Annotated in this window: 11 protein-coding genes; 6 read left to right on the top strand and 5 right to left on the bottom strand. The window is 65.7% G+C overall.

Annotated features, from left to right (window positions below; genetic code table 11):
- Positions 1-158: 158 nt before the first annotated feature.
- Positions 159-857, bottom strand: coding sequence for an HAD family hydrolase (locus tag I6N89_RS06550; RefSeq protein ID WP_207017442.1), 699 nt, complete (start codon positions 855-857; stop codon positions 159-161).
- A gap of 96 nt (positions 858-953) precedes the next feature.
- On the opposite strand from I6N89_RS06550, the gene clpS reads away from it, so the two are divergent.
- Genes clpS through hemF form a run of 4 tightly spaced genes read left to right on the top strand, consistent with a single transcriptional unit; the run spans position 954 to position 4,119 of the window.
- On the top strand, positions 954-1,316 hold the full coding sequence (gene clpS, locus I6N89_RS06545) for an ATP-dependent Clp protease adapter ClpS (RefSeq protein ID WP_207017441.1): 363 nt from the start codon (positions 954-956) through the stop codon (positions 1,314-1,316).
- Between the two features lie 25 nt (positions 1,317-1,341).
- Positions 1,342-2,319: a class I SAM-dependent methyltransferase gene (locus I6N89_RS06540; RefSeq protein ID WP_207017440.1), complete on the top strand. Its 978-nt coding sequence runs from the start codon at positions 1,342-1,344 to the stop codon at positions 2,317-2,319.
- Positions 2,320-2,365: 46 nt separating this feature from the next.
- Positions 2,366-3,166, top strand: coding sequence for an SDR family NAD(P)-dependent oxidoreductase (locus I6N89_RS06535; protein WP_207017439.1), 801 nt, complete (start codon positions 2,366-2,368; stop codon positions 3,164-3,166).
- A 56-nt stretch (positions 3,167-3,222) separates the two neighbouring features.
- A complete protein-coding gene (gene hemF, locus I6N89_RS06530; protein WP_207017438.1) occupies positions 3,223-4,119 on the top strand; it encodes an oxygen-dependent coproporphyrinogen oxidase in 897 nt (298 codons plus the stop codon).
- Positions 4,120-4,211: 92 nt separating this feature from the next.
- Here hemF and I6N89_RS06525 read toward each other — a convergent pair whose 3' ends face one another.
- The gene (locus I6N89_RS06525; protein ID WP_207017509.1) at positions 4,212-4,823 is read right to left on the bottom strand and encodes a LuxR C-terminal-related transcriptional regulator; all 612 of its coding nucleotides are present in this window, start codon (positions 4,821-4,823) and stop codon (positions 4,212-4,214) included.
- A 281-nt stretch (positions 4,824-5,104) separates the two neighbouring features.
- Here I6N89_RS06525 and I6N89_RS06520 point away from each other — a divergent pair, with 281 nt between their 5' ends.
- Both I6N89_RS06520 and I6N89_RS06515 read left to right on the top strand, forming a co-directional pair.
- Positions 5,105-5,617: an oxidoreductase gene (locus tag I6N89_RS06520; protein WP_207017437.1), complete on the top strand. Its 513-nt coding sequence runs from the start codon at positions 5,105-5,107 to the stop codon at positions 5,615-5,617.
- A 10-nt stretch (positions 5,618-5,627) separates the two neighbouring features.
- Positions 5,628-8,189: a hybrid sensor histidine kinase/response regulator gene (locus I6N89_RS06515; RefSeq protein WP_207017436.1), complete on the top strand. Its 2,562-nt coding sequence runs from the start codon at positions 5,628-5,630 to the stop codon at positions 8,187-8,189.
- Here the strand turns inward: I6N89_RS06515 and choV are convergent.
- Genes choV through I6N89_RS06500 form a run of 3 tightly spaced genes read right to left on the bottom strand, consistent with a single transcriptional unit; the run spans position 8,170 to position 12,169 of the window.
- Positions 8,170-9,177 carry a choline ABC transporter ATP-binding protein gene (gene choV, locus I6N89_RS06510; protein ID WP_207017435.1) on the bottom strand — a complete coding sequence of 336 codons (1,008 nt, stop codon included), beginning with the start codon at positions 9,175-9,177 and terminating at the stop codon, positions 8,170-8,172. The genes I6N89_RS06515 and choV overlap by 20 nt on opposite strands.
- Positions 9,174-10,004, bottom strand: coding sequence for a choline ABC transporter permease subunit (gene choW / locus I6N89_RS06505; RefSeq protein WP_207017434.1), 831 nt, complete (start codon positions 10,002-10,004; stop codon positions 9,174-9,176). Before choW ends, choV begins: the two co-directional genes overlap by 4 nt.
- A 53-nt stretch (positions 10,005-10,057) precedes the next feature.
- On the bottom strand, positions 10,058-12,169 hold the full coding sequence (locus tag I6N89_RS06500) for a nitrate- and nitrite sensing domain-containing protein (protein ID WP_207017433.1): 2,112 nt from the start codon (positions 12,167-12,169) through the stop codon (positions 10,058-10,060).
- Positions 12,170-12,236 lie beyond the last annotated feature (67 nt).

Raw genomic sequence — 12,236 nt, 5'->3', positions numbered from 1 at the left:
AGGATAAATGTAGCACGAGATCCACATCAAAGAAACCCTGCAATTTATTGGTTTTCTGGCCTTTTTCCGAAGCAAAAATCCACATTTAGCGCCGCGCTTGTGCACATGCCCAAGAAAAGCGATTGCGGCGAAATTGTGGCAGGCGCCTCGCCGCCGACTCAACCGATGCGAGCAACAAGCCCCGGCAGCGCCCCCAAATCGGGCAGCTCGACAAAACGCGGATGCACCGGTTTATCGGCCATTTCCAGCGTCCACATCAGATCGTGCGGCACGTAAACACCCCAGCTGCCCGCCTCGATGGCGGGCCGGACATCGGATTTCAGCGAGTTGCCCACCATCATCGCCGCCTCAGCACCGCCCGGGGTCTGCGCAAAGATCCGCGAGTAGGTCTCGGGCTGCTTGTCCGAGACGATCTCCACCGCATCGAACAGCTCGCCCAGCCCGGATTGCGCCAGCTTGCGTTCCTGATGCAGCAGGTCGCCCTTGGTGATCAGCACCAGGTTATGCCCCTCCGCCAGCTCTTCGACCGCCTCGCGCGCATGCGGCAGCAGTTCAATCGGATGCGCCAGCATCTCCTGTCCCGCCTTGAGAATCTCGCCGATCACCGCGCCCGGCACCCGCCCCTCGGTCACCTCGATGGCGGTTTCGATCATCGACAGGACAAAGCCCTTCACCCCGAATCCATAGTGGCCGATATTGCGCCGCTCCGCCTCCAGCAGCCTGGCGTCCAGATGTTTGGCATCTGCATGTTCCGCAAGCAAGTCTGCGAATCGCTGCTGCGTCAGCTGGAAAAACCGCTCGTTATGCCAGAGCGTATCGTCCGCATCGAAACCGATTGTTTGCAAATTCCGCGTCATATAAGAGAGACTCCGTCGTGCAACCCTTTCCTCGCGGGCTGCGCCGTTTTATATAGACGCTTCGAACCTTGAACCGCAAAGCGCCTTGAGCCCGAGATGACATTCACCATCACGGAAAAAACCGTCCGCCTCGCCAACCGGCCCTCGTCCACCGACGACGGCGAGGGCGATGCCGATGTGGTCCTTCAGACCAAGCCCAAGACAAAGCGCCCGCCGCTTTACAAGGTGCTGCTGCTGAACGACGATTACACGCCGATGGAATTCGTCGTGCATGTGCTCGAACGGTTTTTCGGCATGTCGCACGCGCAGGCGTTTGAGATCATGCTGACCGTCCACAAAAAGGGCGTTGCCGTCGTCGGGGTCTTCAGCCACGAAATTGCCGAGACCAAGGTGGGCCAGGTGATGGATTTCGCCCGGCGCCACCAGCACCCGCTGCAATGCACCATGGAAAAGGAGTGAGCCGCGCGCCCGCGCCGGCCCTGCCATGACAGCCGACAGACTGAGTTTTGCGACAGAGGCGGGCCTGACCCTGCCCGCTGAAGGGCCGATCCTGCTGATCGGCGCGCCGGGGGATCTCTATTCCGATGCCCTGCCGCTCGACCGTTGCACCGTGGTGCAGGGATTCAAGCCCGATCACGACGCCTGGACGGCGCGCGGCGTACCGGTGACGCTGGCGCCCGAGGGCGATTTTGCCGCCGCCATCGTCTTCCTGCCCCGCGCCCGCGATCTCGCCGAGGCGCGCGTCGCCATGGCCTGCAACGCCGCGCCCGGCGGGCTGATCGTGCTCGACGGGCAGAAAACCGATGGCATCGAACCGCTCGCCAAAGCTGTGAAAGCCCGGGGGGCGCTGCTGGGTCAGGTCTCCAAGGCGCATGGCAAGACCGTCTGGTTCACAGCCTCCGACGCCTTTGCCGACTGGGCGCGCGGCCCGGCGCAGAACAGCTACGGTCTCTGGACCGCGCCGGGCGTGTTCTCCGCCGACGCGCCCGATCCGGGCTCCGAGGCGCTGCTCGCCGCCCTGCCTGCCAAGCTTGGCGCGCGCGTCGCCGACCTCGGCGCCGGCTGGGGCGGGCTCGCCACCGGGCTGCTGGCGCGCGACAGCCTCGCCGAACTGCATCTGGTCGAGGCCGATCACAGCGCGCTCGACTGCGCGCGGCGCAACGTTGCCGACCCGCGCGTGCGGTTTCACTGGGCCGATGCCACCGCCTGGACACCGCCCGAGCCGCTCGACGCCGTGGTGATGAATCCGCCCTTCCATACCGGGCGTAAATCCGATCCGGCGCTCGGCCAGGCCTTTATCGCCGCCGCCAAGCGCATGCTGAAGCCTTCGGGCCATCTCTGGCTGGTGGCCAACCGCCACCTGCCCTACGAGACCGCTCTTGAGGCACAGTTTCGCGACAGTGCGGAAACCGCCGGCGACAACCGGTTCAAGATCCTTCACGCCTCTCGCCCGAACCGATGATCTTCGCTAACGTCCCGCCCAGGGGACAAATCGCAGGGACCGCTGCATGAGCTATTCCATCGAAGGCAAGACCGCCATCGTCACCGGCGCCGCCAATGGCGTGGGTCTCGCAATCGCCCGCCATTTCGCCAACAAGGGCGCGAATGTCATGTTCGCGGATATGGACGAGAACCGCCTCGCCAAGGAATGCGGGCAGGAGACCGACGGCGGCAACATGTGTTACTTCGCCGGCGACCTGCGCGAGCGGCTGACGCTTGCCAACCTGCTCTCGGCCACGCTCGACGCCTTCGACCGGGTCGATATCCTGGTGAACGGCGCGCGCCAGATGATGCCTTCCGATCCGCTCGATCTCGAAGACGAGACGGTTGAGACGCTGCTGGGGCAGAACCTCATGCCGGCGCTGCGGCTGAGCCAGATCGTCGCCAACCGCATGATCAAGCAGACCAGTGGCGACAATGAGCGTCAGGCCGGCGCGATCATCAACCTCTCCTCCATCGCCTCGCGGCGCACCCAGCAGAAGCTGATGGCCTATTCGGTCTCCTGCGCCGCGCTCGACCAGATGACCCGCTCGCTGGCGGTGTCGCTGGCCCCGAACAAGATCCGGGTGAACGGCGTAGGCTTCGGCTCGGTCATGTCCGCCAGCCTCAAGGACAAGCTGAAGGCGAACCCCGATTATCGCCGCGAGATCGAGGAACACACGCCGCTGGGCCGCATCGCGGGGCCCGGCGCGCTGGCCGAGGCGGTGCAATTCCTTGCCTCCGAGGGCTCGGGCTTCATGACAGGGCAGATCCTGACCGTCGATGGCGGTCGCACCCTGCTCGATCCGGTGGCCGCTCCCGCGCATTGATTGCCCCGCGCGGCGCTTGCCGCTAACACGGGCCGGTGGGATGCGAGGAGACACTGATGACCGATATCGACGCTTTCGCCGGGCGCAAGGCCCGCGCCTCGGACTGGTTCCGCACGCTGCGCGACGAGATCGTCGCGGCCTTTGAGGCGCTGGAGGACAGCCATGTCAGCGGGCCGTTCTCGGCGGCGCCGGCGGGCCGGTTCGAGGTCACGCCCACCTCGCGGCAGGCCGATGACGGGTCCGATGCCGGCGGCGGGCTGATGAGCGTGATGCGCGGCGGACGGGTGTTCGAAAAGGTCGGCGTGAACGTCTCGACCGTCTACGGCACATTGGGGGCGGCGGCGCAAAAGGCGATGGCGGCGCGCGGCGTGCCCGGCATCGAGAGCGATCCGCGCTTCTGGGCCTCGGGCATCAGCCTGGTGGCGCATATGCAGAATCCGCATGTGCCGGCGGTGCATATGAACACGCGGATGTTCTGGACGCCCGGCGCCTGGTGGTTCGGCGGCGGCTCCGATCTCAACCCCTGCCTCGAATACCCTGAGGACACGGCGCATTTTCACGCCACGCAAAAAGCGCATCTCGACCCGCACGGCGCCACACTCTACCCCGAGCTCAAGGCCTGGGCAGACGAGTATTTCTACATCCCGCATCGCAAGCGGGCGCGCGGCGTCGGCGGTATCTTCATGGATGACCGCAATACCGGCGACTGGGAGGCGGATTTCGCCCTGACCCGGGATATCGGCCACGCCTTCCTGCCGGCCTATCTGCCGCTGGTGGAGAAGCGCCGGGCAATGCCCTTTGGTGAAACCGAAAAAGATGCGCAACTGGTGCATCGCGGCCTCTATGCCGAGTACAATCTGGTCTATGATCGGGGCACGAAGTTCGGTCTGGCGACGGGGCATGATGCCAATGCTGTGCTGATGAGCCTGCCGCCCATGGCGAAATGGGTATGACCGGCGCCACATGATCCGCCGTTTCAGGCAGGATCCGAGGCGCTGCCATGCGGGCCGGCCTCCGCATCCTGCGCCGTTCTCCTGCCGCATCATCAGAACAACCCCGCTTCGCGCGCCAATAGCGCCGCCTGAGTGCGGTTCGCCGCGCCGATCTTGCGGTAGAGCGTCTTTACATGCAGCTTGACCGTCGGCTCGCGGATTTCGAGATTGCGCGCGATCTCCTTGTTCGACTTGCCCTGCGTCAGCCCCTCCAGCACCTCCAGTTCGCGCCGCGACAGCCGCTCCGCCATCGGGTTCGGCACGCGCTCCTCCCCGCGCATGAATTCCAGCGGCGCGTATTGCTCACCCATCGCCATGAAGCGCACCGCATTGACCAGCGATTTCGCCGAGAGCGTCTTGGGCACAAACCCCGCCGCCCCCGCCTCCAGCACCTTTTCCGCCACATCGCGGCTGGCGGTGCCCGAGATGACCGCCACGCGCCGCGCCCCCTCGAGCGCGGTCATCCGGTAGAGCCCATCGAGCGCGTTCATCCCCGGCATCGAATAATCGAGCAGCACCAGATCGAAATATTCGCCGGCCTTCACCAGCTTTTCAGCCTCATAGAAGCTCGCCACGCTGACCGTTTCGAAATCGCCCTCGCTTTCCAGAAACAGCTCCAGCGTGTCGCGCAGCAGATCGTGATCGTCGGCGATCAGAACGCGCAGCAAGGGCACGGTTTGCGTTTCTTGGGTCGCGCGCACAAAGCATCTCCCTGGCGGTCACTGCGAATCACGAGGCTGGCGATCACATTCTGCCGGCGAAATTGCGGGCAAACCGTTAACACCGCACTATTTGCCACGCCGATCCGCGGACCGCGCAAAAATCGCAACCGTGTGGCGGGTTTCTTAACGAACATGGCCTAGGCCTCGATGAAGAGCGGCAAACCGATGCCCGTGCCCACCACAGGGGCACTCGGCCCTGCCGCCCCGAAAAACGGAGCCGTGACATGCCCTTCCTTTCGCTTCTCTGCCGCAGTCTGCTTGTGTTTCTGAGCCTCGCCCTGCCGCTTTCCGCTGCCGAGCTTCCCGCCCCCGCCGGCCCTCCCCTGCTGACTGTGACGGGGCAGATCACCCGGACGAATGATGGCGATTCGGCGCGTTTCGACCGCGCGATGCTGGAAGCGATGACACAGACCAGCTTTACCACCCGCACGATATGGACCGATGGCGAACAGCGCTTCACCGGCGTCGCGCTGCACGATCTGCTGGCGGCCCTGGGCGCCACCGGCAGCACGATCCGCGCCACCGCGATCAACGATTACGCCGTCGATATTCCCCGCGAGGACTGGGAGACCGGCGCGCCGATAATTGCCCATAGCAACAACGGCAGGCCAATGTCGCTGCGCGACAAGGGCCCGCTCTGGATCATTTATCCCTACGATTCCGACCGCGCCTATCAGAGCGAGCAGGTTTATGCCCGCAGCATCTGGCAGCTCGACCGCATCAATGTGATGGAGTGACGGTTGGACCATGCAGCAGGCCCCGCCCGACAGGCCCTTCTCCCGCGGATGGACGGTTCTTCAGACCGGCCTCGCACTGCTGCTCTGGGGCGCTCTGGTGGTCTGGCTGGGCTGGCTCATCCTGCGCGAGATCGACGACTATTCGACGGCGAATTCCGACAATCTGCAATGGAGCCTGTCGCAGGCCGATGTCGAATTTCTGCAATTCCGGCTGGCGCTGGAAAAACTCGAAACGAGCCGGGGCGGGCTCGACACGCTGCGCGAGCGCTTTGATATCTTCTACAGCCGCATGGACAGGATGAGCAGCGGACGGCTGTTCCGTTCGCTGCCGCATACCGACAGGTTCACCGCCCCCCGCCAGCAGATACAGAGCTTTCTCGACGAGACCGTGCCATTGATCGACGGCTCCGACACGGCGCTGATCGCGGCGCGACCGCAACTCATCGCGCGTGCCGATGCCGTTGAAAAGCACGTGCGGGCTTTCTCGCTGGTCGCCCTTGGAGCCTTTGCCGAGGTCTCCGACAAGCGACGCGACAGCATCTCGCGGCTAATGATCTATATGGCCACCGGGCTGATGGCGTTGTTTCTCGGGCTCACCCTTCTGGCCTTCACCCTGTTCCGGCTGTTCCGGCTGGCACGCAAACGCGCCGATGAGGTCCAGGCCGCCGGCGCGCGCATGCAGACCATTGTCGAAACTTCGCCCAACGCCATCATCGTCACCGACGAAACCGGTACGATCCACCAGTTCAACGCCGCTGCCGAGCGCATTTTCGGCTACCGCCGGGAGGAGGCCTGCGGCCGGGTCGCCCGCGACTTCCTGATCCCGCAGGAAGACCGCGACGCGCTCGACCACGGCGTCTTCGCCTTTGCCGAAGAGCGCCGGCGCCCTCTGCCGGAGGAGCGTCATTTCGAAACCGTACTTGAGGCGCGCGGCGGCCGCCGCTTTCCGGCCGAGCTTTCCGTGGACCGGGCAGAGGCGGAGCATCCGCTTTATGTGGCCTATATCCGCGACATCACGAAATGGAAGGAGGCCGAGGCGCAGCTCACAGTGGCGCGCGACCGGGCGCTCGCGGGCGAGCGGACGAAATCGGAATTCCTCGCGGTGATGAGCCACGAGATGCGCACGCCTCTAAACGGGCTGCTCGGGACCATGCAGCTGATGCGCGATCACAGCCTGACCGAACGCCAGACCGATCTGCTCGACCGGATGCAGTCCTCTGGCAGGCTGCTGCTCGACCTGGTCAACGATGTGCTCGACCTCGCCAAATTCGAAGCCGGTAAGATGCAGGCCACCTCGGAGCCGTTCTCCCTGCCCCGGCTGCTCGAAGGCGTGGTACAAACCGCCCAGCCGCTCGCCGACACGTATCACAACGACCTGCGCTGGCGCTGGATCGGGCCGCCGGGCGAGGGCGTGATCGGCGATGCGCGGCGGCTGCGTCAAGTGTTGCTGAATCTCATCGGCAATGCGCTGAAATTCACCCGCAACGGTACGGTCGAGATCGAAGCGGAATATCTCGATCCAGACAGGTCCGAGATCGAGCTGAGGGTAATCGACAGCGGCATCGGCATCGCCGAGGCGGATCTGCCGCGCATTTTCAAGGATTTCGAGACGCTCGATTCGTCCTACGCCCGCGAGACCGGCGGCACCGGGCTTGGGCTCGGCATCGCCAAACGCTTCACCCGCTTGATGGGCGGCGAGATCGGCGCTGAGAGCGAACCGGGAGAGGGCAGCCTGTTCTGGATCCGCCTGCCGCTCGCTCCCGCACCGGACTTTTCAGCACCTGCCGCGCAGGCACCGCAACAAAGCACCGGCCCCGCCCGCGCGCTGGATGTGCTGGTGGTCGAGGACAATGAGATCAACCGCTTCATCCTGCGCGAAATGCTCGGGGCAGCCGGGCATCGTGTGACACTTGCGGAAAACGGCCGCGTCGGGGTGGACCGCGCGGCGATAGAGCGGTTCGATGTGATCCTGATGGATATCTCGATGCCGGTGATGGACGGGCGCACGGCCACGAGGCACATTCGGCAGGGCGGCGGCACGTCTGCCGAGACCCCGATCATCGCGCTGACCGCTCACGCTTTCCCCGAGGAATGGGCACAGTTCCATGAAGACGGCATGACCGCCTGCCTTACCAAACCCGTCGACCGCGCGCTGCTGATGCAGGCGATCGCTGATGCCCTCGCCGGCACCGAGACCGTTTCCAACCCCGTTGCCCCCGGGCCGGGAGAAGACGCGCTCATCGACGAAACCCTACTTGCGCAACTGCTGGCCGATCTGCCCAAAAGCGCGGTCGACGCGCTGCTCGCGCGGTTTCTCGACGAGATGGAGCGCGATATCGCCCTGCTCGCGCAATCGGAGCCCGACGCACCGGGGCTCGCGCCGCTCGCGCATCGCTGCGCCGGCTCCAGCGGCACCTTCGGCGCCGAGGCGATGAGGGTCGCGCTGCTGCGGATCGAGGCGGCGCACAAATCCGGCAACCATCCGGACCGCAGCCAGTTGCATGGGCTGAGCGATCTCTGGCGGCGCAGCCGCGCGGCGCTGATGGCGCGGCTCAGCCTGCCAGCCGGTTGACGATGCTGGCGGCGGTGACCTGGCCCAAAGCGGTATCGCCCTCCATCACCGTCAGCGCCGGGCACTCCCGCAGACTCGCCATCAGGTCGCGGACCGGCAATTCCGCCACGACCTCGGGCCCGCCGCTGCCCGGCATCATCACGTCGCGCGCGGTCAGCACGCCGAGCGGGTTCATATTGGCCACGAAATCGGCCACGTAGTCGTTGACCGGCGCCGAAAAGATCTCTCGCGGGGTGCCGCATTGCACGATCCGCCCGCCCTCCATGATGGCGATCCGCCCCCCCAGCTTGAACGCCTCGTCGAGATCGTGGCTGACAAAGATGATGGTGCGCCGGAGCGTGCGTTGCAGATCGAGAAGCTCGTCCTGCAACCGGGTGCGGATCAGCGGGTCGAGCGCCGAGAACGGCTCGTCCATCAGCAGGATCGGCGCGTCGGTGGCAAAGGCCCGGGCCAGCCCGACGCGCTGCTGCATGCCACCCGACAGCTCGCTCACCTTGCGGTCGCCCCAGTCCGAGAGCCCGACAAGCGCCAGCTGCCGCGCCACCGTCTCGCGCCGCAGCTCGGGCGCCATGCCCGCGAGCTCGAGCCCGAAGCCGACATTCTCGGCGACGCTGCGCCAGGGCAACAGGCCGAAATGCTGAAACACCATGGCGATGCGGCTCTGCCGCAGCTGCCGCAGCCTGTCGGGCCGGCAGCTTGTGACATCCACCATAGCGCTGCCGTCATGCACCTCGACCGCGCCGCGCGCCACCGGGTTGAGCCCGTTCACCGCGCGCAGCAGTGTCGACTTGCCCGAGCCCGACAGCCCCATCAGGACGACGATCTCGCCCTCGGCCACATCCAGGCTGGCGTTGTGCACGCCCAGCACCTGCCCGGTCTCGGCCTGGATCTCGGCGCGCGACAGGCCCCTGTCGGCCAGCGGCAGTGCCGCACCGGGCCGGTCGCCGAAAAGGATCGAGACATTGCGGAAACGGACGACGGCGCTCACCCGGGCACCCTCAGCGCCCGATCGAGCATGATGGCGACCACCACGATGATCAGACCGGATTCGAATCCGAGCCCGGTATCCACCCGGTTCAGCGCGCGCAAGACCGGCACGCCCAGCCCGTCGGCGCCGACCAGCGCCGCGATCACCACCATCGACAGCGACAGCATGATCGTCTGGTTCAGCCCGGCCATGATCTGCGGTGCCGCAAAGGGCAGTTCGACCTTCCAGAGCGTCTGGCGCGGGGTCGCGCCAAAGGCCTGCGCCGCCTCGGTCAGGGCCTTCGGCGTGGTGGAAATGCCCAGATGGGTGAGCCGGATCGGCGCCGGCAGCACAAAGATCACCGTGGCGATCAGCCCGGGCACCATGCCGATGCCGAAGAACACGATGGAGGGGATGAGATAGACGAAGGTGGGCAGCGTCTGCATCAGGTCGAGCACCGGGCGCAGCGTGCGGTAGAGCCGTGGCCGGTGCGCGGCAGCGATGCCGATGGGCACGCCGATGCCCATGCAGACGAGACAGGCCGAGAGCACCAGAGTCAGGCTTTCGGTGGTCTCCTCCCAGTAGCCCTGGTTCAGGATGAAGAGGAACCCTAGCGCAACGAAGGCCGGAACCTTCCAGCTGCGGTGCAGCGCCCAGACCAGCGCCACGAACACCGCGATCACCAGGAGCTCCGGCGGGGTCTGCAAGACCCAGAGGATGCCCTCGATCAGCCGCTCCATCGCCCAGGCCAGCGCATCGAAAGCCCAGGTCGCATTGCGTTGCAGCCAGCCGAACAGCGCTTCGGCCGCGTCGCCGACCGGTATCTTGTGCTCTGTCAGCCAGTCCATCGCCCGAAACTGGCCGAGCGGCGCGCGGCGGTCAAGCGCCGATGCCGCGCGGATCAGGCGGCGCGCTCGGCTCGCGCCGGCGGGGTGTCTCTGTCATCGCGTCCCAGATCGAACTCCGCCACCAGTTGCGCGAGATGCTGGGCACGGTCCGCGAGCTCGGTCGAGCTGTCCCGGCTGGCATCGGCCACAGCGGTGTTCTGCGCGGTCAGTGTGCTGAGGCTGCGCATCGCGGCATTGACCCCCTGCAATTCGTGGCTCTGGCTTTCGGCGGCAACACTGACACCGGAAAGCACCTGATCGACGCGGCGGATCTGGTCGAGAATCGCCTCCAGCGACTCGCCGGTTTCGCCCACCAGATCGACGCCGCCCTTCACCTCACGCGCGCTTTCCTCGATCAGCGCCTTTATCTCGAGCGCTGCGTCGGCGGAACGGCTGGCCAGGCTCTGCACCTCCATCGCGACCACCGCGAACCCCTTGCCGCTTTCACCGGCGCGTGCCGCCTCGACCCCGGCATTCAACGCCAGAAGGTTGGTCTGGAAGGAGATGTCTTCGATCACCGTAGTGATCTGCGCGATCCGGCCAGAGGATTCGGCGATCCGGTCCATCGCCGCCACCGCGCTGCGCACCACCTGACCGGAACGGTCGGCGCGGCCCTTGGCCTCGTCGGCCAGCAGCTTGGCGTCTTTCAGCGAACCGGTGGTCTCCTCCAGGGTTTCGGTGAGGCCAGAGACCGTATCGGCGGTGCGCGCGATGGTTTCGACCTGAGTATTGGTCCGTTCCGCCAGATCCGAGGCGGAGCTGCGCATGTCGCCGGAACGCTCATGCAATTCGCCCACGGTATCGGCGAGGGTCAGCATCACGTCGCGCAGCCGCGCCGTGGCGGTGTTGAAATCGGTGCGGATCGAATCGTATTCCGGCGCCAGCTCGTCGTGGAAGGAGCGGGTCAGGTCCGAATGCGCCAGCGCGTTGAGCCCCTCTGTCACCAGATCGACAACCTGCTGGTGCTTGGCGTTTAGCCGCGCCTCGTCCGCCTCCTTTTTCTCGGTGGCGGCGCGGGTCAGCTGTTTGAACCGGTAGACCGAATTCGCCATGGCCCCGATCTCGCCCCGCCCCTTGATATAGGGCACCCAGGAGTCGAATCGGCCCTGAATGAAATCATTCATCACCCCGGTCAGCTTGCGCAGACGCCGGGTGATCAGCTCTGTCTGTGTGATGGCAAACGCCGCCACCGCCAGAATGACCGAGGCCGCCACCGCGACCCGCACCCAAAGTGCGCCTTGCGCATGGGCGGCAACAGCGCCGGTAAGCACCGCCAGTTCCTCGGTCAGTTCCGTCTCGATCGCGCGCAGATCGTCGATCCAGGCGGTGGAGGCCGCAAACCAGTCTGGCGCTGCGATACCTGCCGCCGACCCGCTATAGGGCAGCGCCACGATCGCCTCGCGCATCGGTTCTATCGTCTGCGCGGCGGGACGTGCGGACAGCTCTTTGGCAAAATCGGGCCTATCCAGCGTCGCTCCCGCCTGCGCCAGAAACGCCCGCTGCCGGGCACCAAGCTCGGCAAAGCGCCTGTGGACCGCATCGGGGAACCGCTCTGCCCCGAGGCCCGTCGCACCCATCGCGCGTTCCAGACCCGCGCTTTCCTTGGCCAGCGCCACCAACTCCACCGCTTCCATCAAGACCGCCGCCCGATCGGCGCCCGCGCCGATCCGTATGCGGCTCGACGCCGACATGAGATGATCAATGATACCAGTGTAGTAGCCCGCCAGTTCTGGCACGGTCAGTTGCAGCGCGTCGATCGACGCGCGCCGTTCTGCGAGCATGGCCAACCCCGCGCCGGCGTCAGCGATCTCGGTCGGCGCCACGAGGGCGATTTCCGACGTGTGACCGCGAAACGCTTCGAAGGCCGCATCGGTCGTCTGCCGCTGCTCGCCCAACACATCGCGAAAATTGCCGCCGCCAGATGCGGTAAAGCCGGCGGAATAGCCCCGCTCCTTCTGCAACTCGTGTATGAGGTCGGAAACCCGCTCCGATTCCTCGGCCACGCGCGAGACCCGCGCCTCACGCTCCGATAGCGCGGCCAGTGAAAAGATCTCGGCCCCGGCGAAGTAAAGCGCAAGGGCCAGCAGCGGCGCGATGGCGCTCAACATCATCAGGCGCAGACTCATGTCATCGTTCCCGTTCGCAAGGCGTTCTGGGAATGGATTTGGCCCGCATCGGGTGAACGACACCTAA

This window comes from Salipiger abyssi, from assembly GCF_017311415.1.
GTDB lineage: Bacteria > Pseudomonadota > Alphaproteobacteria > Rhodobacterales > Rhodobacteraceae > Salipiger > Salipiger abyssi_A.
The sequence above is the reverse complement of the archived record's forward strand: the minus strand, read 5'-3'. Positions and strand labels throughout refer to the sequence as shown.

What these genes read in the sequence shown, in the direction of transcription:
- I6N89_RS06550 (WP_207017442.1), bottom strand. Translation starts at nt 857, where the DNA reads ATGACGCGGAATTTGCAAACAATCGGTTTCGATGCGGACGATACGCTC.
- clpS (WP_207017441.1), top strand. Translation starts at nt 954, where the DNA reads ATGACATTCACCATCACGGAAAAAACCGTCCGCCTCGCCAACCGGCCC.
- I6N89_RS06540 (WP_207017440.1), top strand. Translation starts at nt 1,342, where the DNA reads ATGACAGCCGACAGACTGAGTTTTGCGACAGAGGCGGGCCTGACCCTG.
- I6N89_RS06535 (WP_207017439.1), top strand. Translation starts at nt 2,366, where the DNA reads ATGAGCTATTCCATCGAAGGCAAGACCGCCATCGTCACCGGCGCCGCC.
- hemF (WP_207017438.1), top strand. Translation starts at nt 3,223, where the DNA reads ATGACCGATATCGACGCTTTCGCCGGGCGCAAGGCCCGCGCCTCGGAC.
- I6N89_RS06520 (WP_207017437.1), top strand. Translation starts at nt 5,105, where the DNA reads ATGCCCTTCCTTTCGCTTCTCTGCCGCAGTCTGCTTGTGTTTCTGAGC.
- I6N89_RS06515 (WP_207017436.1), top strand. Translation starts at nt 5,628, where the DNA reads ATGCAGCAGGCCCCGCCCGACAGGCCCTTCTCCCGCGGATGGACGGTT.
- choW (WP_207017434.1), bottom strand. Translation starts at nt 10,004, where the DNA reads ATGGACTGGCTGACAGAGCACAAGATACCGGTCGGCGACGCGGCCGAA.
- I6N89_RS06500 (WP_207017433.1), bottom strand. Translation starts at nt 12,169, where the DNA reads ATGAGTCTGCGCCTGATGATGTTGAGCGCCATCGCGCCGCTGCTGGCC.